The organism is Caulobacter sp. 05L422 (assembly GCF_056397765.1).
Genome location: NZ_JBFTOB010000001.1, coordinates 391,897 through 411,462 on the forward strand (window position 1 = coordinate 391,897; position 19,566 = coordinate 411,462).

At 68.8% G+C, this 19,566-nt stretch carries 14 protein-coding genes; 8 read left to right on the forward strand and 6 right to left on the reverse strand.

Annotation, left to right across the window (positions count from 1 at the left end; translation table 11 throughout):
• Positions 1-7: 7 nt before the first annotated feature.
• Both AC1DMQ_RS01660 and AC1DMQ_RS01665 read right to left on the reverse strand, forming a co-directional pair.
• Entirely contained in the window at positions 8-331 is a 324-nt protein-coding gene (locus AC1DMQ_RS01660) for a type II toxin-antitoxin system RelE/ParE family toxin (protein ID WP_477031813.1), read from the reverse strand.
• Entirely contained in the window at positions 328-558 is a 231-nt protein-coding gene (locus AC1DMQ_RS01665) for a ribbon-helix-helix domain-containing protein (RefSeq protein ID WP_477031814.1), read from the reverse strand. The genes AC1DMQ_RS01660 and AC1DMQ_RS01665 overlap by 4 nt, the downstream gene beginning before the upstream one ends.
• A 106-nt stretch (positions 559-664) precedes the next feature.
• Between AC1DMQ_RS01665 and AC1DMQ_RS01670 the strand changes: the two genes are divergently transcribed.
• From AC1DMQ_RS01670 to AC1DMQ_RS01705, 8 genes are all read left to right on the forward strand, one after another.
• Positions 665-2,065 carry a glutamine synthetase family protein gene (locus AC1DMQ_RS01670; protein ID WP_477031815.1) on the forward strand — a complete coding sequence of 467 codons (1,401 nt, stop codon included), beginning with the start codon at positions 665-667 and terminating at the stop codon, positions 2,063-2,065.
• A 139-nt stretch (positions 2,066-2,204) separates the two neighbouring features.
• Positions 2,205-3,494 carry an NAD(P)/FAD-dependent oxidoreductase gene (locus AC1DMQ_RS01675; protein WP_477031816.1) on the forward strand — a complete coding sequence of 430 codons (1,290 nt, stop codon included), beginning with the start codon at positions 2,205-2,207 and terminating at the stop codon, positions 3,492-3,494.
• Positions 3,495-3,687: 193 nt separating this feature from the next.
• On the forward strand, positions 3,688-5,715 hold the full coding sequence (locus AC1DMQ_RS01680) for a tetratricopeptide repeat-containing sulfotransferase family protein (protein ID WP_477031817.1): 2,028 nt from the start codon (positions 3,688-3,690) through the stop codon (positions 5,713-5,715).
• Positions 5,716-5,842: 127 nt separating this feature from the next.
• Positions 5,843-8,227: a TonB-dependent receptor gene (locus tag AC1DMQ_RS01685; protein WP_477031818.1), complete on the forward strand. Its 2,385-nt coding sequence runs from the start codon at positions 5,843-5,845 to the stop codon at positions 8,225-8,227.
• Positions 8,228-8,429: 202 nt separating this feature from the next.
• Positions 8,430-9,809, forward strand: a complete 1,380-nt coding sequence (locus AC1DMQ_RS01690) for an amino acid permease (RefSeq protein WP_477031819.1) — start codon at positions 8,430-8,432, stop codon at positions 9,807-9,809.
• Between the two features lie 70 nt (positions 9,810-9,879).
• A complete protein-coding gene (locus tag AC1DMQ_RS01695) occupies positions 9,880-11,154 on the forward strand; it encodes a Xaa-Pro dipeptidase (RefSeq protein WP_477031820.1) in 1,275 nt (424 codons plus the stop codon).
• A gap of 632 nt (positions 11,155-11,786) precedes the next feature.
• A complete protein-coding gene (locus AC1DMQ_RS01700; protein ID WP_477031821.1) occupies positions 11,787-11,972 on the forward strand; it encodes a hypothetical protein in 186 nt (61 codons plus the stop codon).
• A 226-nt stretch (positions 11,973-12,198) separates the two neighbouring features.
• On the forward strand, positions 12,199-12,438 hold the full coding sequence (locus tag AC1DMQ_RS01705) for a hypothetical protein (RefSeq protein ID WP_477031822.1): 240 nt from the start codon (positions 12,199-12,201) through the stop codon (positions 12,436-12,438).
• 150 nt (positions 12,439-12,588) lie between these two features.
• Here the strand turns inward: AC1DMQ_RS01705 and AC1DMQ_RS01710 are convergent, their stop codons facing one another.
• The 4 genes from AC1DMQ_RS01710 to AC1DMQ_RS01725 all read right to left on the reverse strand — a co-directional run bounded on the left by AC1DMQ_RS01710 (position 12,589) and on the right by AC1DMQ_RS01725 (position 19,547).
• Positions 12,589-13,221: a TetR family transcriptional regulator C-terminal domain-containing protein gene (locus tag AC1DMQ_RS01710; RefSeq protein ID WP_477031823.1), complete on the reverse strand. Its 633-nt coding sequence runs from the start codon at positions 13,219-13,221 to the stop codon at positions 12,589-12,591.
• 35 nt (positions 13,222-13,256) lie between these two features.
• Positions 13,257-14,414: an aromatic ring-hydroxylating oxygenase subunit alpha gene (locus AC1DMQ_RS01715; protein ID WP_477031824.1), complete on the reverse strand. Its 1,158-nt coding sequence runs from the start codon at positions 14,412-14,414 to the stop codon at positions 13,257-13,259.
• 177 nt (positions 14,415-14,591) lie between these two features.
• Positions 14,592-16,241, reverse strand: coding sequence for a phytoene desaturase family protein (locus tag AC1DMQ_RS01720; protein WP_477031825.1), 1,650 nt, complete (start codon positions 16,239-16,241; stop codon positions 14,592-14,594).
• Positions 16,242-16,460: 219 nt separating this feature from the next.
• Positions 16,461-19,547, reverse strand: coding sequence for an efflux RND transporter permease subunit (locus AC1DMQ_RS01725; RefSeq protein ID WP_477031826.1), 3,087 nt, complete (start codon positions 19,545-19,547; stop codon positions 16,461-16,463).
• Positions 19,548-19,566 lie beyond the last annotated feature (19 nt).

Here is a 19,566-nt window from a genome sequence, read left to right on the forward strand (position 1 = left end):
CGCTTCGCTAGTTCTCGGCCGACATCCAGGTTGGAATATCGCGCTGCCCATGCAGCACGCGCCAGATGTCGATGTGATCGTCGCGTTCGACGTAGAAAACGACGTGGGGATAGCGTTCCAAGAGGCAGGATCTCAAGCCGGGTATGTCCAGCTCATGAGCGTAGCGCGGCGAGCCGCTGGCTGGGTTAGCGCCAATGCGGTTGTAAACCCGTTCCAGGGCGTCGATGAAGCCGAGCGCGGCCTGTCGCGCGCCTTGGTCCAGGTAGTAGGCGAGGGCGTCTTCGACATCCCGCTCGGCCGCCCCGCGCGGGATGACCGGCTTGGCGATCATCCTTCGCGCACGCGGTCCCGCAGCGCTTCGAAATATGCCGGATTGATTGGGTTGGTGGGGGCGGAGGCCCCTCCGTCGAGCAGGAGGCCTCGCAGACGCAACCGGTCCTGATCCTTGCTGATCAGCGCGCGGACGTATTCGCTGCTGGTGCTGTAACCGCCCTGATCGACCCGCTCGTCGACGAACGACTTAAGGGCCTCCGGCAGCGAGATGTTCATCGTGCTCATGACCGAAATCTGAGCTCTTTGGCAAAATTTGGCAACTACGCAGACGGCGATGACGTCTGAACGTCGCCAAACTCACCTAAACTTCGAAAAGCGCGAGGAGCGCCCCATGAAGTACAAAGAAAAGAAATCCAAGCCCGCCCCCAAGACCACCCGCGGGGTCGCATCCCTTGAAGACGCCAAGGACTGGTTCGCCCGGCAGAACATCGAGGAGATCGAGTGCGTCGTGCCGGATCTCGCCGGCGTGGCGCGGGGCAAGATCATGCCGGTGCGCAAGTTCCTGGCCACGCCGTCGATGAACCTGCCGCTGGCGGTGTTCTACCAGACCATCACCGGCGACTTCCCCGAGTTCGAGGGAGCGGTCAATTCGGTGCAGTCCGACACCGACATCTTCCTGACCCCCGACCTGGCCACCCTGGCCGTGGTGCCCTGGGCCCAGGATCCGACCGCCCAGGTGATCCACGACGCCTTCCACCCCGACGGCCGTCCGGTCGAGGAAAGCCCGCGCCAGGTGCTGCGCCGGGTGGTGGCCCTGTTCCGCGAAAAGGGCTGGGACCCGATCGTGGCCCCGGAGATCGAGTTCTACCTGGTCGAGAAGAACACCGACCCCGACTACCCGCTGAAGCCGCCGATTGGGCGCTCTGGCCGTCCGGAAACCGGCCGCCAGGGCTACTCGATCGCGGCGGTCAACGAGTTCGACGCCCTGTTCGAGGACATGTACGAGTACTCGGAACGCCAGGGCCTGGAGATCGACACCCTGATCCACGAAAGCGGCGTGGCCCAGATGGAGATCAACCTGCGGCATGGCTCGCCTCTTGAGCTGGCCGACCAGGTGTTCATGTTCAAGCGCACCATCCGCGAGGTGGCGCTGGAGCACGAGATCTACGCCACCTTCATGGCCAAGCCGATGGCCGCCGAGCCTGGCAGCGCCATGCACATCCACCAGTCGATCCTCGACACGGACGGCCAGAACCTGTTCTCGGACCCCAAGAGCGGCGAGGCCACGCCGCTGTTCTACGCCTTCATCGCGGGACAGCAGCGCTACCTGCCGGCGATCATGGCGATCCTGGCGCCGTACGTGAACTCCTACCGCCGGATCGCGCGGGACTCGGGGGCGCCGGTCAACACCCAGTGGGGCTACGACAACCGCACCTGCGGCCTGCGCGTGCCGCCGTCCGACCCGGCCAACCGGCGGCTGGAAAACCGCATTCCCTCGTCGGACGCCAATCCGTACCTGGCGATCGCCGCGACCCTGGCGGCGGGTTACCTGGGCATGACCCAGAACCTGACCCCCTCGGCCCCGGTCGACACCGACGCCAACATCCGAGGCATCGAGCTGCCGCGCAGCCTGCTGGAGTCGGTGGCCCTGTTCGAGGCCGCCAAGCCGCTGGTCGACATCCTGGGGGTCACCTTCTGCAACGCCTACGCCACGGTGAAACAGGCCGAGTACGAGACCTTCATGCGCACGATCAGCCCGTGGGAGCGGGAGTTCCTGTTGCTGAATGTGTGAGGTGGGTGCGGTGAACGCTTGCCCCCTACGGACCGCTTCGCGGTCGTCTTCCCCCATAGGGGGAAGAGGAAGCGTGTCTCCGTCCTCCGCCCCCTATGGGGGCGGACAGGCGGCGCAGCCGCCAGGTGGGGGCAAGTAGGTGTTCTCCAACGCAGGCCACCCCGCCACCTCCTGGTACGCCCAGACCGCGACGCCCTTCCCGACGCTCCCTGGGCTCCAACAGGACACCCGCGCCGACGTCTGCGTCGTCGGCGCCGGCTACACCGGGCTGGGCGCCGCGCTCGAACTGGCCACGCGCGGCGTGTCGGTCGTCCTCCTGGAAGCCGCCCAGGTCGGCTCCGGCGGCAGCGGCCGCAACGGCGGCCAGGTCCACACGGGCCAGCGCAACGACCAGGCCTGGCTGGAGAAGGCGGTCGGCCGCGACGACGCCCTGCGGCTCTGGAGGATGAGCCAGGACGCCCGCGCCCATCTGCTGGGCCTGATCGCCGAGCACCAGATCGCCTGTGACTTCCGACCCGGCATGATCCACGCCCGCCACAAGCGCGGCGGCGAGGCCGAGGACGCGGCCCATGTCGCGTTCATGCAGGACCGCTACGGCTACGACCAGCTTGCCCTGGTCGGCGAGGACGCCCTGGCCGATGAGCTGGGGACCGACGTCTATCACGGCGGCCTCGTCGACCACGGCGGCGGCCACCTGCATCCGCTGAACCTGGCCCTGGGCATGGCCCGGGCGGCGATGGCGGCGGGAGCCGTGATCCACGAGCAGACCCGCGCCACGGCCTGGCGTCGCGAGGGCGGGTCGATCGTCGTGGAGACCCCGCAAGGCCGCGTGATCTGCGGCCAGCTGATCCTGACCGGCGACGGCTATCTGGACGAACTGGTCGGCGGCGCGGCCCGCGCCCGGGTGATGCCGATCAACAACTTCATCCTGGCGACCGAGCCCCTGGGCGAGCGGGCCGACACGATCATCCGCTCCAACGCCGCCGTCGCCGACAGCCGGTTTGTCGTAAGCTATTTCCGCAAGAGCCCCGACGGCCGGCTGATCTTCGGCGGCGGCGAGAACTACCGGCCGGGCTTCCCGCCGGACCTGAAGGCCTTCGTGCGGCGGCACATGCTGCAGGTCTATCCGGACCTGGCGGATGTGGAGGTCACCCACGCCTGGGGCGGGACCCTGGGCATCACCGTCCATCGCGCGCCGTTCGTGCGGGAGCTGGCGCCGGGCGTGCGGATCGCGGCGGGCTATTCGGGGCAGGGCGTGGTGCTGGCGCCGTGGTTCGGCAAGCTGCTGGCCGACGCGGCGCTGGGCGAGGGCGAGGGGGTCGAGCTGCTGTCGCGGCTGCCGACGCCGCCGTTCCCGGGGGGGCGGCTGCTGAGGTGGCCGCTGACGGTGGCGGGGTTGAGCTGGTACGCGCTTAGGGATCGACTCTAGTGGCTCACCCACTTGCCCCCACCTGACGGTTTCGCCGTCTGTCCGCCCCCATAGGGGGCGGAGGCTTGCCGCCGCACGGCCTCCTCTTCCCCCTGTGGGGGAAGACGGTCGCGAAGCGACCCGTAGGGGGCAAGTGTTCGCGGGCAGGGCGCCAACGATTGACTTCCCCAGCCCTCAGCCATCCCATCCTCCCATGCCGTCCACGACCACCACCACCGAGCCCTCCGGCAGCGTCGCCACCGCCCTGGCCCATGCCCAGCGGCTGCTGGCCAGCGACCCCCGCCTGGCCGCCGAGCAGGCCATCGCGATCCTGGAGGCCGTGCCGCGTCACGCCGAGGCGGTGCTCATTCTGGCGACGGCCTTGCGGCTGTCGGGTGACTTCCAGCAGGCCCTGCGGGTGATCGATCCCATGGCCCGCGCCCTGGTCCAGTCGCCGCCGGTCCAGCTGGAGCACGGCTGGATCCTGGCCGCCGCCGGCCAGACCCAGGCCGCCATCGCCGCGTTCAAGCGCGCCCTGGCCCTGAACCCCGACCTGCCCGAGGCCTGGCGCGGCCTGGCCGAGGCCCTGGAGTTGGTCGGCGACGAGGACGGCGCCCAGGCCGCCCGGGCCCGGCAGATCAAGGGCGGGATCCGCGACCCGGCCCTGATGGCCGCCGCCGCCGCCCTGGTCGACGGCAAGCCCGGCGAGGCCGAGAAGACCCTGCGCGCCCTGCTGGAGACCCGGCCCGACGAGCCGGCGGCGATCCGCATGCTGGCCGAGGCCGTCGCCCGGCTGGGCCGCCAGGAGGAGGCCGAGACCCTGCTGGTCCGCTGCCTGGAGATCGCCCCCGGCTTCACCGCCGCGCGCCAGAACCTGGCCACCGTGCTCTACCGGCTGGGCCGGTCCGAGGCGGCGCTGGACCAGCTGGACAGCCTGCTGGCCGAGGACCCGCGCAACCCGGCCCACCTCAATCTGAAGGCCGCCGCCCTGGCGCGGATCGGCGAATACGCCCAGGCCATCGCCCTCTACGAGGACGTGCTGGCCCGCTATCCCCAGCAGCCCAAGGGCTGGATGAGCTACGGCCATGCCCTGAAGACCATCGGCCGCTCGGCCGACTGCGCCGCCGCCTACCGCAAGGCCGTCGACCAGGCCCCGTCGCTGGGCGAGGCCTGGTGGAGCCTGGCCAACATGAAGACCTACCGCTTCGACGCGGCGGACCTGGCGGCCATGGAGGCCCAACTGGCCCGCGAGGATCTGGCCGAGGACGACCGCTTCCACCTGCACTACGCCCTGGGCAAGGCCCACGAGGACGCCGCCCGCTACGCCGAGTCGTTCGAGCACTACGCCCAGGGCGCGGCCCAGCGGCGGGCCCACGTCCACTACGATCCGGCGGTGATGACGCAGCATGTGGCGCGCAGCAAGGCGGCGCTGACCGCGCAGCTGTTCGCCTCGCGCGCCGGCCAGGGCTGCCCCGCCCCCGACCCGATCTTCATCCTGGGCCTGCCCCGCGCCGGCTCGACCCTGGTCGAGCAGATCCTGGCCAGCCACTCGGCGGTCGAGGGCACGATGGAGCTGCCCGACGTCGGCGCCATGGCCAAGCGGCTGGGCGGGGCCAAGTCGTCGCGCGACCCGTCCGCCTATCCCGAGATCCTGACCACCCTGGGCCCGGAGGACCTCGAGGCGCTGGGGGAGGAGTTCCTCGACCGCACGCGGGTGCAGCGCAAGACCGGCCGGCCGTTGTTCATCGACAAGATGCCCAACAACTTCGCCCACATCGGCCTGATCGCCCTGATGCTGCCCAACGCCAAGATCATCGACGCCCGGCGCCACCCGATGGGCTGCTGCTTCTCGGGCTTCAAGCAGCACTTCGCCCGCGGCCAGACCTTCAGCTACGGCCTGGAGGACATCGGCCGCTACTACGCCGACTACGTCGAGCTGATGGCCCATTTCGACGCCGTGCTGCCGGGGCGGGTGCATCGGGTGATCTACGAATCGATGATCGAGGATCCGGAAGCGCAGATCCGCGCCCTGCTTGCCTATTGCGGCCTGCCGTTCGAGGAATCTTGCCTGAATTTCCACGAAAACGACCGGGCCGTGCGCACCGCAAGCTCTGAACAGGTCAGGCGTCCCATCTTCAAGGACGCGGTCGAGCATTGGCAGAACTACGAGTCGTGGCTGGACCCGCTCAAGACCGCCCTGGGACCGGTCCTATCCCGATATCCCGCCGCGCCTGAATTTTGATCACCCGCTTCGAACCCTGCCATTTCTGCAACAGTCAGCCGAATTGACGTTTGTTTGAATTTTGATCCTTGCGAGGACCAAATCACAGGAAGACCATCGTTCACCTAACCAGTTCGGGGGAGCGATAATGCCGTTGATTAAGCGTAGTGCGCACGGATCGTCCAAGACGGCGATTTGGACGACAGCCCTGCTGGCGTCTTCGATGCTCACGGCGGTGACCGTCCAAGCCCAGACCGCATCAGGCTCGGTGGCGCTGGACCAGATCGTCGTCACCGCCCAGAAGCGCTCCGAGAACCTGCAGGACGTGCCGGTCAGCATCCAGGCCTTCGGCGAGGCCAAGCTCGAGGAGCTGCAGGTCAGCAACTTCACCGACTATGTGAAGTACCTGCCCAGCGTGTCGTTCCAGACCACCTCGCCCGGCTTCTCCAACGTCTATTTCCGCGGCGTGGCCAGCGGCGGCGACGGCAACCACTCGGGCTCCCTGCCCAGCGTCGGCGTCTATCTGGACGAACAGCCCGTCACCACCATCCAGGGCGCCCTGGACATCCACATCTACGACATCGCCCGGGTCGAGGCGCTGTCGGGTCCGCAGGGCACGCTGTACGGCGCCAGCTCGCAGGCCGGCACCCTGCGCATCATCACCAACAAGCCCAGCACGGCCGGCTTCAGCGCCGGCTATGACCTGGAGGCCAACACCATCGCCCACGGCGATGCGGGCTACGTGGCCGAGGGCTTCGTCAACCAGCCGATCAACGACAAGGTCGCGGTGCGCCTGGTGGGCTGGGCCGAGCACCAGGGCGGCTATATCGACAACGTCGCCGGCTCGCGCACCTACCCCACCTCGGGGATCACGGTGACCAACGCCGACCGGGTCAAGAAGGACTACAACGACGTCGACATCTACGGCGGCCGGGCGGCCATGAAGATCGAGGCCGGCGACAACTGGGTGATCACGCCCCAGGTCATGGGCCAGGTCGAGAAGGTCGGCGGCATCTTCGCCGAGGACCGCAGCCTGGGCGCGCTGAAGGTCGCCCACTACTATCCGGAAAACTCCGACGACAAGTGGTGGCAGGCGGCCATGACCGTCGAGGGCAAGATCAGCAACCTCGACGTCACCTATGCCGGTTCGTACCTGGACCGCGACGTCGACACCCGCCAGGACTACACCGACTACTCGTTCTTCTACGACACCCTGGCCGGCTACGGCGCCTACTGGACCGACGACGCGGGCAATCCGGTCGACCCGTCGCAGTACATCATCGGCCACGACGCCTACATGAAGCTCAGCCACGAGCTGCGCGTCTCGACCCCGCAGGAATACCGCTTCCGCGTGGTCGGCGGTCTGTTCTACCAGCGCCAGACCCACGGCATCCATCAGAACTACCGGATCGACGACCTGGGCCCGTCGCTGTCGGTGCCGGGCAATCCGGGCACGATCTGGCTGACCGAGCAGAAGCGTATCGACCGCGACAGCGCGGTGTTCGGCGAGGCGGCGTTCGACATCACCGACAAGCTGACCTTCACCGCCGGCATCCGCTTCTTCGAGTCGGACAACAGCCTGAAGGGCTTCTACGGCTATGGCCTGGGCTACAGCTCGGGCACCGGCGAGGGCGCGTGCTTCAAACCCTCGGAGATCGAGGGCGCGCCCTGTACGAACCTCGACAAGCGGGTCAAGGAGAACGGCAACAGCAAGAAGTTCAACCTCACCTACAAGATCGACTCCGACAAGCTGGTCTACGTCACCTATTCCGAGGGCTTCCGGCCGGGCGGCATCAACCGTCGCGGCACGCTGCCGCCGTACCAGTCCGACTTCCTGAAGAACTACGAGTTCGGCTGGAAGACCAGCTGGGCCGACAACCGCCTACGCTGGAACGGCGCGGTGTTCCACCAGACCTGGGACGACTTCCAGTTCTCGATCGTCGGGGCCAACGGCCTGACCGAGATCAAGAACGCCGTCTCGGCCGAGATCAACGGGGTGGAGACCGACTTCAGCTATGCGGTGATGCAGGGCCTGACGGTCAACGGCGCGGCGTCCTACATCGACGCCACCCTGACGGACGGTTATTGCGGCAAGGTCGACCCCGCCAGCGGCGAGCCGATCACCGACTGCCCGGTCGACCTGGACGTCTATCCGGAACGCGCCCCGGCCGGGCAGCGCCTGCCGGTGACGCCCAAGTTCAAGGCCACCTTGAACGCGCGCTACGAGTTCGACCTCAACGGGTTCGACGCGTTCGTGCAGGGCGGCATCGTCGGCCAGACCGACGCCTGGGCCGACCTGCGCACCTTCGCCCGCGAGGTTCTGGGCAAGCAGGCCGGCTACATCACCACCGACCTGTCGGCGGGGCTGGGCCGGTCGAACTGGACGTTCCAGGCCTATGTCACCAACCTCAACGACAGCCGGGGCAGCCTGACGCGCAGCACCGAATGCGTGGAGTCCGTCTGCGGCGCCCAGGTCTATTCGGTGCCGCTGCAGCCGCGGACCATCGGGGTGAAGTTCGGGCAGAAGTTCTAGGGGAGACGCATCCTTCTCCCCTTGCGGGAGAAGGTGTCGGCGCAGCCGACGGATGAGGGGACGATGAAAGACGCCACCGCGCACGGCGGCGGACATGTCGGTGCGACCCCTCATCCGACCTCCTTCGGAGGCCACCTTCTCCCGCAAGGGGAGAAGGATCTCCGATGTGGACGACCGCCTCGCCCCGTGAAAGCGTAACCGCATGACAGAGACCCCCCAGAAGGTCCTCATCCCCAAGATCACGGCGCCAAAAGCCCCCTCCTCGAAAGAATTGGGCTTCTGGATGTGCACGGCGCTTGTCGTCGGCAACATGATCGGCTCGGGGGTGTTCATGCTGCCCGCGTCCCTGGCCCCCTACGGCTGGAACGCGGTGTTCGGCTGGCTTCTGACCATCGGCGGCGCCCTGTGCCTGGCCTTCGTGTTCGCCGGCCTGGCGCGCGAATTCCCCAGGGCCGGCGGACCCTACGCCTACACCCAGGAAGCCTTCGGGCCGCTGGTCGGGTTCATGGTGGCGTGGAGCTACTGGATCTCGCTGTGGGTCGGCAACGCGGCCATCGCCACCGGGGCGGTCAGCTATCTGTCGGTGATCTTTCCCGCCATCGCCGAGGTGCCGGGCCTGCACCTGCTGGTCACCCTGGGCGCGGTCTGGCTGATGGTCGGGATCAACATCGCCGGCGCCCGCCTCGCCGGCGGGGTGCAGGTGGTGACCACCGTGCTCAAGCTGCTGCCGCTGGTGGCCGTGGCCGGCCTGGCCTTCTGGGTGATCGGCCGCGACAGCGGGGCCAGCCTGACGCCGTTCCGCGCCGCCGACATCCACCTGGGCGGGGTCACCGCCGCCGGGGCCCTGACGCTGTGGGCGTTGCTGGGCCTGGAGTCGGCCACCGTGCCGGCCGGCAAGGTGGTCGACCCCGAGCGCACCATCCCCCGCGCCACCCTGGTGGGGGCGGTGTTCACCGGGGTGATCTACCTGCTGGTCTGCTCGGCCGTGGTGCTGCTGATGCCGACCGACAGCCTGAAGGCCTCCAACGCCCCGCTGTCGGACTTTATTGGTCTTTACTGGGGCGGCGCCGCCGGCAAGGTCCTGGCCCTGTTCGCGGCGATCAGCGCCTTCGGGGCCCTGAACGGCTGGGTGCTTCTGCAGGGCGAGATGCCCTACGCCATGGCCAAGGGCGGGGTGTTCCCGGCGTTCCTGGCCAAGGAGTCCAAGCGCGGCGCGCCCGTCCGCGCCCACCTGCTGTCGGCCGGCTTCCTGACCGTCCTGGTGCTGATGAACTACGCCAAGTCGATGGCCGACATCTTCACCTTCATCGCCCTTTTGGCCACCACGGCCTCGCTGTTCACCTACCTGGCCTGCGCCCTGGCGGCCCTGAAGCTGCAGGCCGGCCGCCGCATCGCCCCGACCACGGCCCTGACCGTGATCGCCATCCTGGCCGGAATCTATTCGGTCTGGACGCTGTTCGGCGCCGGCGGCCAGGCCGTGGCGCTGGGCGTGGGCCTGCTGGCCATCGGGGCGCCGTTCTACTGGCTGACGCGGGGCAGGGGCGGGGCGAAGGCGGGCACACACACTCATCCCACCGCCTAGCCCTTTTCACACAGGTCGCGGGGTGAGTGTGTGTCCCCCTCTCAACCCCCGGTCCCGCAGGACGAACCGCATGATGATCCGCACCGCCCTGATCGCCGCCGCCCTGGCGCTCGCGCCGCTCGCCGCCCAGGCCACCCCCGTCTACGTCCACGCCGGCAAGCTGGTCGACACCCTGCAGGGCAAGGTCCTGACCGACCAGTTGATCAAGATCGACGGCGAGCGGATCGTCTCGGTCACGCCCTGGAAGGCCGCGCCCACCGACGGCAAGGTCATCGACTGGTCGACTCGCATGGTGCTGCCCGGCCTGATCGACATGCACACCCACCTGGTCGACCAGGAGCAGACCGAGAACATCGCCGAGCCGCTGCTGACCACCGCCGCCTACCAGGCCTATATCGGCGCCGCCCACGCCCGCGTGACCCTGGAGGCCGGCTTCACCAGCGTGCGCGACGTCGGCACCTGGCGGGCGTTCGGCGACGTGGCCCTGCGCGACGCCATCGACGCCGGCCTGGTGCCCGGGCCTCGGATGTCGGTGGCGGGCGCCTACATCACCATCCCCGGCGGCGGCGGCGAGATCACCGGCATCGCGGCCGACGTGAAGATCCCCGACGAGATGCGGGTGGGCGTGGTCGAGGACGCCGCGGACGCCCGGCGCAAGGCGGCCAACATCCTGGCCCACAAGGCCGACTTCTTGAAATTGATCGCCACCGGCGCCGTCCTGACCGTCGGCACCGAGCCGGGCCAGCAGGAGCTGACCGAGGACGAGATGCGCGCCGCCGTCGACGAGGCCGCCCGGCGCGGGACCTACGCCACCGCCCACGCCCACGGGGCCGAGGGCATGAAGTCGGCCATGCGGGCCGGGGTGCGCTCGATCGAGCACGGCTCGTTGATGGACGACGAGGCCATCGCCATGATGAAAACCAAGGGCGTATATCTGGTGGCCGACATCTATGACGGCGACTGGATCGACGCCTACGGCAAGGCCCACGCCTGGCCGGCCGAGACCCTGCGCAAGAACTACGAGACCACCGAGGCCCAGCGCGAGGGCTTCCGCAAGGCGGTCAAGGCCGGGGTCAAGATCGCCTACGGCACCGACGCCGGCGTCTACCCCCACGGCCTGAACGCCCGCCAGCTGCCCTACATGGTCCGCTACGGCATGACCCCGATGCAGGCGATCCAGTCGGCGACCACCGTGGCGGCCGAGCTGATGAAGAAGACCGACGTCGGGGCGGTGTCTCCCGGCCGCTACGCCGACCTGATCGCCGTGGACGGCGACGCCATAGCCGACATCTCGGTGCTGGAGCATGTCAGCGCGGTGATGAAGGGCGGGGTGGTGGTGAAATAGCCCTCTCCCGGAGGGGAGAGGGAGGGACCCGTCGCGAAGCGATGGGAGGGTGAGGGGTGACGGCGCCCGACGGCGTGCCGGCAGGGCTTAGCGGCCCGCTGACTCCCGCACCGCCGCCGTTAGGAAGGCGGCTATGACCACGGCGAACCAAAGGCCTGTTGCGATCCAAGCCTTGATGAGAGCCCGTGACAACGCAGGGTCGTTCAGCCGGAACGGGGCAAGGCTGGAATAGAAACGCCCCGCTGCAGGCAGCGAAGGAATACCCCTGCATCTTTCGCCAGATCTCCGGATGGCTTTGCGCCACGATCGAACTCACCTGGGCGTAGCGGAACATGGCGACGGCTCCGCACGCAATGTTGGCTATGAGGAACCCCAGGAGCAGGAGCGCGTCGGTCAAGGTCATGGCGTCACCATAAGGGAACCCTCTTCCGGAGGGGAGAGCGCTAAGGCGCCCGACGGCGTGCCGGCGCTCCGTCGAGGGCGTAACCCCTCATCCTCCCACGCCTGCGGCGCGGGTCCCTCCTTCTCCCTCCGGGAGAAGGTTTCAGGAGGGGTGCGACATAGTTTCGTTGAGCGAAATGCAACCTACAACTTAAGCGTCCCGTTAACCTTTCGGGCGCACCGTCCGTACCATGATCACTCGTCTCCTCATCGCCACCGGCCAGCTGGTCGTCTCGTTCGGGGCGGCCCTGCCGCTCGGCGATCGCCTGCTTGACGCCCGCTACAGCGACGACGAGGGCGAGCACCTGATGTGGGGCCTGGGCTTCTATGTCAGCCTGATCCTCGGCGTGGTCTCGCTCTTCGTCTGGAAGCACTGAGCGCTCACCCGCGTTTCGCGATCAGAGTCTTTTCACGCATCGTCGGGCGCGTACGTGTCCCCATTTCAGGGGACACGCCTTATTCTTGCACCCAGATTCACCATTGATGCCCTTGGCTCGGCTCCTGCAGTGTGCAATGCAACAGGATGTTGCTGTGCAGCATTGAAACAGCTGTCACGCACGCGCTGTAAGACCGACGCTTAGTGAGCATCAAGGAGTGATCCCCATGGCCGACGAACACACCTACTTCGTCCGACCCGTCTCCGGCGTCTGGCACGTCACCTGGAACGACACGCTCGACCTGATCGGCTCCTATCCCTGCCAGCCCGAAGCCGTCGGCGTGGCCGAGATGCTGGCCCGCCACATGCGCACCCAGGGCAAGACCGCCCGGGTCCAGGTGTCCGAACCCGAAGCCCGCCGCGCCAACTGGGGCCGCACGAACATGGGCGCCCAGGCGGCGGCTTAAAGAGAAAGGCGGGGGCGTGGGATCACACCCACTTGCCCCCACCTGACGGCTTCGCCGTCTGTCCGCCCCCATAGGGGGCGGAGGACGCGCGCGGTTCTCCTCTTCCCCCTTTGGGGGAAGACGGTCGCGAAGCGACCCGTAGGGGGCAAGTTACCCCAGATACCCCGCCGCCAACCGCTCGGCGATCGCGCCCGCCTCGGCCGGGGTGAACACCGTCGCGTCCAGGCACAGCTCCAGCCATAGTCCGTCCACGACGGCCGTCAGGCCGATGGCGGCCAGTCTCGCATCGACCCTCGGGTCGCAGGCGCTCAGCAACTCCTCCAGCCGCGCGCGATAGCCGGCATAGGTGCGCCGGTGGATGGCGGCGATGGCCGGGTCGACCTTGACCAGGCTCCAGAACGCCAGCCAGGTCGCCAGAAGGTCCGGGTCCAGAACGGGCGGGGCGAAGCTGGCGGTCAGATAGGCCGACAGCCGCGCGCGGGGATCGCCGCCCGCCGCCGCGACCGCCGCCTCCAGCGCCGCGTCGATCCGCGCCCCGGTCGCCTCGTAGGCCGCGGCCACCAGCGCATCCACCCCCTCGAAATAGTGCCGCAGCAACCCGGCGCTGACCCCCGCCTCGGCGCAGATCGTCCGCACCGAAGCGCCGGCCACGCCCCTGGCGGCCAGCACCCGCGCGGCGGCCTCGATCAGGGCGGTGCGGCGGACGTCGGGGGTCTCGCGGGTGAAGGGGGCGCGGGTTTCGCCGGGGACACGCCCAAGGGCATGTCCCCGGGCGGGGGACATGCCCTTGGGCGTGTCCCCAATCGCGGAGCGCTGCCTCACCACCCCTCCGGCGGCCGAGGCAGCCGCGCTTGCGGGATCAGCGCCCGCATCTTCCGGCCGAAGCTCCGCAGACTGACCTCCGTCTCCGCCAGCGGCCCCGCCGTGAAGCTGCGCGACGCCATGCCCTGCTGCACGCGGGCCACCAGCTCGGTGTCCTCGGCGTTGACCTGGCGGTTGATGCGCCAGTTCAGATACCGCGCCGCCTTCATCTCGCGCCGCGCGTCGGGCAGGGCGTAGGCGATCTCGCGGATCATCGTCTTGGTCGGCGAGACTGGGATGAACTGCATGAAGTCCACCTGGTCGGGATAGATGTCGAACGCTTGGTTGGGCCAGAGCTTGAAATAGGTCCACAGCCGCTTGCGCTCGGCCGGCAGGTGTTCGACGTCGGGCAAGACCTGCTGATACATCCGCTCCGAGGGATTGCGCGACGGCTCCTCGATCAGCCGGCCCCACATCTTGTCGACCCAGGTCTGCGCTTCCACGCCGTAGCCGCGCCCGAACAGCCGGGTCAGGCCGGGGTGGGCGATGGGGATGTGCAGGCCGTCGGAATAGTTGTCGCTGATGTTCTTCCAGTTCACCTCGCGCGGCCGCAGCGTGACACGGCCGAACGGCACCATCTCCTCGAAACGGTAGGGCTCCAGCTCGTGGTCGTAGGGGGCCATCATCTCGGCGACGCTGGGGCCCCCCTCTTTCGAAAGAGAGCCCTCCAGCCGCACGAAGACGAAGCCGCGATAGACCTCGGTCTGCACGGGCGCGAGGCCCTGCTTGTCCATCTGAAGCGCCGGATAGGTCTCGCGGTGCGGCACGCCGATCAGCTGGCCGTCCAGGGCGTAGGTCCAGGCGTGGTAGGGGCAGACGATCCGGCCGCAGTGGCCCGACGGGCCGTCCAGCAGCCGCGCGGCGCGGTGGCGGCAGACATTGGCGAAGGCTTTGACCCCGCCGTCCTTGCCGCGCACCACCACGGTGCTCTCGCCCAGGAAGTCGAAGGTGTGGAAGTCGCCGGGCTTGGGGATGTCGTTCAGATGGCAGACGATCTGCCAGGAGGGGCGCAGGACCTTGTCCTGTTCTTCGCGAAAGAAGCGGGCGTTGTCGTAGAGCCAGCCTGGCAGGCCCCAGTCCGCGTCGGGGTCGTGGTTGGGGAGGTTCAGGTCCATCTCAAATCCCCACGGCCATGCCGGCGAACACTTGCCCCCTACGGACCGCTTCGCGGTCGTCTTCCCCCATAGGGGGAAGAGGCTCCGCCGCCGGCGCGGTGCGCGTCCTCCGCCCCCTATGGGGGCGGACAGGCGACGAAGTCGCCAGGTGGGGGCAAGTGGGTGAGCTTCTCACCTCTACCGCCCCACCAAACTCAGCTTCACCGCCGTCGCGAAGTCCTTGTCCCGCAGGATCTCCCGCGCCGCGTTCCGTCCCGGATTGCCCGAAACCCCGCCGCCCGGATGGCACCCGGCGCCGCACATGTAGAGCCCCTTGATCGGCGCCCGGTGGCTGGCGTGCCCCAGCACCGGCCGCGCCGCCCACAGCTGATCCAGCGACATGTGGCCGTGCATGATGTCGCCGTTGACCAGGCCGAACTTCCGCTCCAGGTCGACCGGCGACAGGATCATCCGCCCCAGGACCGACGCCTTGAAGTTCGGGGCCCACTGGTTGACCGTGTCGATGATCAGGTCGGCGGCCGCCTCGCGCTCGTCGTCCCACGAGCGGCCGTCGGGCAGCTCCCAGGCGAACTGCTGGCAGAACAGGCTGGCCACGTGCTGGCCGGGCGGGGCCAGGCTGTCGTCCAGGGTCGAGGGGATCAGGATCTCGACGATGGGGCGCTTGCTGATCCCGGTCGCCTTGGCGTCGCGATAGGCCTCGTCCATGTAGTCCAGAGTCGGCGACAGCACGATGCCGCACTGGTGGTGCTCGGCCACCGCCTTGCCCGGCAGGCAGGTGAAGTCCGGCAGCTCCGACAGGGCCACGTTCATCCGGAAGGTGCCCGAGCCGTTCTTGTAGCCCTTGATCGCCTTCTTGAACGGGGCGGGCAGGGCCGAGGGGGGGACCATCGAGCCATACAGCAGGGCCGGGTTGAGGTTGGACGAGACGATCGGGGCCATGATCTGGCGGCCGTCGACCAGTTGCACGCCGGCCACCCGCTTGCCGCCGCCCTTCGGGACGTCTTCCACATGCAGACCTTCGACCTTGGCGTTGAGCAGGATCTCCACGCCCTTGGCGCGGCAGGCCTTGGCCATGGCCTGGGTGATCGAGCCCATGCCGCCCACCGCGTGGCCCCAGGCGCCCTTCTTGCCGTTCACCTCGCCGAAGGTGTGGTGCAGCAGCACATAGGCCGAGCCGGGGGTGTCGGGGCTGGCGAAGTTGCCGACCACGGCGTCGAAGCCGAAGCTGGCCTTGACCGCGTCGCTCTCGAACCAGCCGTCCAGGAAGTCGCGGGCGCTCTTGGTGAACAGGTCCAGCAGGTCGCGCTTGCGCTCGCGGCTGAGGCCCGCCATCCGCCCGCCCTGGCGCAGGGCCCGCAGCAGGCCCGGCAGGCCGTCGCCCAGGTTCGGCGGGGTCTCGCCGGCCAGGTCGCGCAGCACGTCGCCGATCTCGTCGAGCATGTCGTAATAGGCGGGGAGGGCGGCGGCGTCCTTCTCCGAGAACTTGCGGAACTCGGCCTGGGTGCGTTCGAGGCCCCCGCCCAGCTTCATGTACGTCTTGTCGTCGATGGGCAGGAAGTTGGAGATCGGCCGCTCCAGGATCCGCAGGCCGTGGCCGTGCAGGTCCATGTCGGCGATGACCTTGGGGCTCAGCAGGCTGACCGTGTAGCTGGCGACGGAGTTGCGGAAGCCCGGGTGGAACTCCTCGGTCACCGCCGCCCCGCCGACCACGTCGCGCGCCTCGCAAACCGTGACCTTCAGCCCGGCGCTGGCCAGGTAGAAGGCGCAGACCAGGCCGTTGTGACCCCCGCCGATGATGATCGCGTCGCGGTGCTGGGTGGCGGCCATGGTGTCTCTCCCCGGGTGTTGAGGAGAGGTTGCTATACGAGTGTAAAATAGGCAAGGGGACTCGGTGGCTCACCCACTTGCCCCCACCTGGCGACTTCGTCGCCTGTCCGCCCCCATAGGGGGCGGAGGACGAAAACGCGCGCCCTCTTCCCCCTGTGGGGGAAGACGATCGCGAAGCGATCCGTAGGGGGCAAGTGTTAGCTGCTTAGACCCCTCGGACTAGCCGCGCTCCCCACCCCGCGCCGTCAGCCAGTACATCACCGGCGTCGCCACCCGCGACAGCACGGTGCTGGTGATCAGCCCGCCGATGATCACGATGGCCAGCGGCGAGTAGAGCCCCGACCCCTCCATCGCCAACGGCAGCAGCCCGCCGATCGCCGTGACGGACGTCAGCAGCACCGGCAGGAAGCGCACCTCGCCGGCCTTCTCGATGGCGTCGTGCAGGCCCATGCCGTCGCGCCGCAGCTGTTCGGTGAAATCGACCAGCAGGATCGAGTTCTTGATCTCGATGCCGATCAGCGCGATCAGCCCGATCGTTGCGGTGAAGCTCAGCGAGTAGCCGGTGATCCACAGCGCCGCGACCGCGCCGAACAGCCCGAACGGGATGATCCCGGCCACCACCAGGGCGGTCTTGAACTTCTGGAACTCCAGGACCAGCACCGCCAGGATCCCGAACACCGCCACCATCACCGCCGCGCCCAGGCCGGCGAAGCTTTCCGACTGCGCCTCGGCCTGGCCGCCCAGGGTCAGGCGGTAGCCGGGCGGCATGGGCAGGTCGCGGTTCAGGCGGGCCACGACGTCCTGGGTGACCTTGGCCGTCAGATAGCCGGTCTGGACGTAGGAGCTGACCGTCACCGTCCGCTCGCGGTCGAACCGGTCGATGCGGGCCGGGCTGGAGCGCAGGGTCGGGCTGGCGATCGAGCCCAGCGGCGCGGCCTCGCCCTCGGCGGTGGGGACGTAGATCTTCGACAGGTCGGCCAGGGCGTTGCGCGAACCTTCCAAGCTCCCCGTGGTCCCGCCCGCCAAGGTGTTCAGGGGCAGCCGCACCTTGACCGCGTAGTCGTCGCCGTCCGGATCGCGGAAGCGGCCGGTCTCCTCGCCCGACAGGGCCAGGCGGGCGGCGCGGCGCGGGGCCCCGGCCGGCACGCCCAGGGCGGCGGCCTTGCCCTCGTCGACGCCGAGGTCGAGGTCGGTGCGGTCCAGCCGCACGGGGTTGTTGACGTCGCGCGTGCCGGGCGTGGCCTTCAGGACCTGCTCGGTCCGGGCGGCCAAGGCCTTCAGCACCTCCAGGTTCTGGCCGGTCAGGCGCACCGCGACGGGGGCGTCGATCGGCGGCCCGTTCTCGAAGGTGACGACGCTGATACGCGCCCCGGGGAAGCGGGCGAAGTCCTCGCGCAGGCGGTCCAGCACGTGCTCGCTCTCGCCCGGCTCCCAACGACGGAGGCTGGCGAACACCTCGGCATAGGTGGTGGCGCTCTCGCGCTGGGTGACGTTGTAGAAGATCTGCGGATTGCCACGCCCCAGGTTCGAGGCTTGCCAGGTGATGTCGGGCTCCTGCTTCAGCCGGGCCTCGACGAAGCGCAGGGCGCGGTCGGTGCGGGCCAGGGGGCTGCCGTCGGGGGTCTCGACCCGGACCAGGAACTGCGGGGTCTCGGCGGCCGGGAACAGGCTTGAGCCGACGATCTTCAGCATCGGCACGGTGGTGGCGCAGATCGCCAGCATGATCGCCAGGGAGAGCCACGGCCGCGCCAGGCTGAAGTGCAGCACGGGCCGGTAGAAGCGGTGGATGCCGCCGTTCACCGCCCGCAGCAGCGGGTTGCCCTCGGGATCGGAGTGCTTGTCCAGAACCCGGCTGGCCAGGAACGGGATGATGGTCATCGACACCAGCAGCGAGGCGCCGACCGTGCACAGCACCGTCACCGGCAGCGACTTGATGTAGGCCCCCGATCCGGCCGGCAGGGCCATCAGCGGCAGGAAGGCCAGCATCAGGCAGGCCGTGCAGCCCAGCACCGCCAGGGCGATCTGGTTGGCGCCGTTGACGGCCGCGGCGGTGCGCTCCTCGCCCTCGCGGATGCGGCGGGCGATGTTCTCGGTGATGACGATGCTGTCGTCGACCAGCAGGCCCAGGGCCAGCACGAAGCCGGCGATCGACAGCTGGTTCAGGGTGAAGCCGAACGCCTGCAGCAGCACCAGGCCGATCAGCAGGGAGAGCGGGATCGACACCATCACCACCAGGCCCGCGCGCGGTCCCAGCGGCAGCAGGGTGATCAGCACCAGCAGCAGGGCGATGCCGAAGTCGCGGAACAGGTTGTTGAGGCGGTGCTCGACGTTCTTGGCCTGGACGAAGCCGCGCTCCAGCTTCACCCCGGCCGGCAGGGTCTTCTCGTAGTCGTCCAGCACCTGGTCGACGGACTTGGTGATCCGGGCGACGTCCTGGCCGTCCTTCTGGGTGACGGTGACGAAGATCGCGCGCTTGCCGTCGAAGCGCGCCAGGTGGGTCGGTTCGTCCTGGGCCCAGGCCACCTCGGCCACGTCGCGCACCCGCACCACCTGGCCGCCGATCGAGCGGACCGGGGTGTCCTTGACCGCGTCCAGCGAGCGGAAGGCTCCGCCGGCCTTGACGTTGAACCGGCGGTCGCCGGCCTGGACCGCGCCGATCGGGGCCTCCGCGCCGTTGGCCTTCAGGGCGTCGGAGACGGCTGTGGCCGGCAGCTTGAGCGCGGACAGCCGGGCCAGGTCCAGCGACACCCGCACCTCGGACGACGGCGCGCCGTAGTAGCGCGACTGGCGCACGCCGGGCACGCGGTCGAGACGCTCGCGCAGCCGGTCGGCCACCTTCTCCAGGCGGCGCATCGGCAGGACGTCGCTGGTCAAAGCGACCTGGACGATGGCCACCTCCGTGGTGCGCACCCGGTCGATGTCGAGGCGGGCGAGACCCGACGGCAGGTTCCCGCGGATGGCGTTCACCTCGCGGACCACCTGGTCGTACTTGCGCTCGGGATCGACATTCCAGTTGAAGTGGACGCGGATCACCGCCGCGCCGTCCAGGCTGGTGGACTCGACCTTGTCGATGTCGTCCAGGCCGTCGACGGCGTCCTCGATGGGGTCGGCGACCAACTGCTCCATCTCCGAGGGCTCGGCCCCCGGCAGCACGGCGCGAATGATGACGATCGGCACGGGGAAGTGCGGATCCTCCGAGCGCGGCACGTTCATGAAGGCGTTCAGCCCCAGCATCACCAGCAGGCCGAAGGCGACCAGGGTGAACTGCCAGCGGTGGACCGCGAAACCGGCGAGGTCGAACTTCATTGCGAAGGGCCTCGCATGG

Excerpts from the sequence above, each read along its gene's own strand:
- AC1DMQ_RS01700 (WP_477031821.1), top strand. The coding sequence starts at position 11,787 with ATGATCACTCGTCTCCTCATCGCCACCGGCCAGCTGGTCGTCTCGTTC.
- AC1DMQ_RS01685 (WP_477031818.1), top strand. The coding sequence starts at position 5,843 with ATGCCGTTGATTAAGCGTAGTGCGCACGGATCGTCCAAGACGGCGATT.
- AC1DMQ_RS01705 (WP_477031822.1), top strand. The coding sequence starts at position 12,199 with ATGGCCGACGAACACACCTACTTCGTCCGACCCGTCTCCGGCGTCTGG.
- AC1DMQ_RS01715 (WP_477031824.1), bottom strand. The coding sequence starts at position 14,414 with ATGGACCTGAACCTCCCCAACCACGACCCCGACGCGGACTGGGGCCTG.
- AC1DMQ_RS01725 (WP_477031826.1), bottom strand. The coding sequence starts at position 19,547 with ATGAAGTTCGACCTCGCCGGTTTCGCGGTCCACCGCTGGCAGTTCACC.
- AC1DMQ_RS01710 (WP_477031823.1), bottom strand. The coding sequence starts at position 13,221 with ATGTCCCCCGCCCGGGGACATGCCCTTGGGCGTGTCCCCGGCGAAACC.
- AC1DMQ_RS01670 (WP_477031815.1), top strand. The coding sequence starts at position 665 with ATGAAGTACAAAGAAAAGAAATCCAAGCCCGCCCCCAAGACCACCCGC.
- AC1DMQ_RS01690 (WP_477031819.1), top strand. The coding sequence starts at position 8,430 with ATGACAGAGACCCCCCAGAAGGTCCTCATCCCCAAGATCACGGCGCCA.
- AC1DMQ_RS01665 (WP_477031814.1), bottom strand. The coding sequence starts at position 558 with ATGAGCACGATGAACATCTCGCTGCCGGAGGCCCTTAAGTCGTTCGTC.
- AC1DMQ_RS01720 (WP_477031825.1), bottom strand. The coding sequence starts at position 16,241 with ATGGCCGCCACCCAGCACCGCGACGCGATCATCATCGGCGGGGGTCAC.
- AC1DMQ_RS01660 (WP_477031813.1), bottom strand. The coding sequence starts at position 331 with ATGATCGCCAAGCCGGTCATCCCGCGCGGGGCGGCCGAGCGGGATGTC.
- AC1DMQ_RS01695 (WP_477031820.1), top strand. The coding sequence starts at position 9,880 with ATGATGATCCGCACCGCCCTGATCGCCGCCGCCCTGGCGCTCGCGCCG.
- AC1DMQ_RS01680 (WP_477031817.1), top strand. The coding sequence starts at position 3,688 with ATGCCGTCCACGACCACCACCACCGAGCCCTCCGGCAGCGTCGCCACC.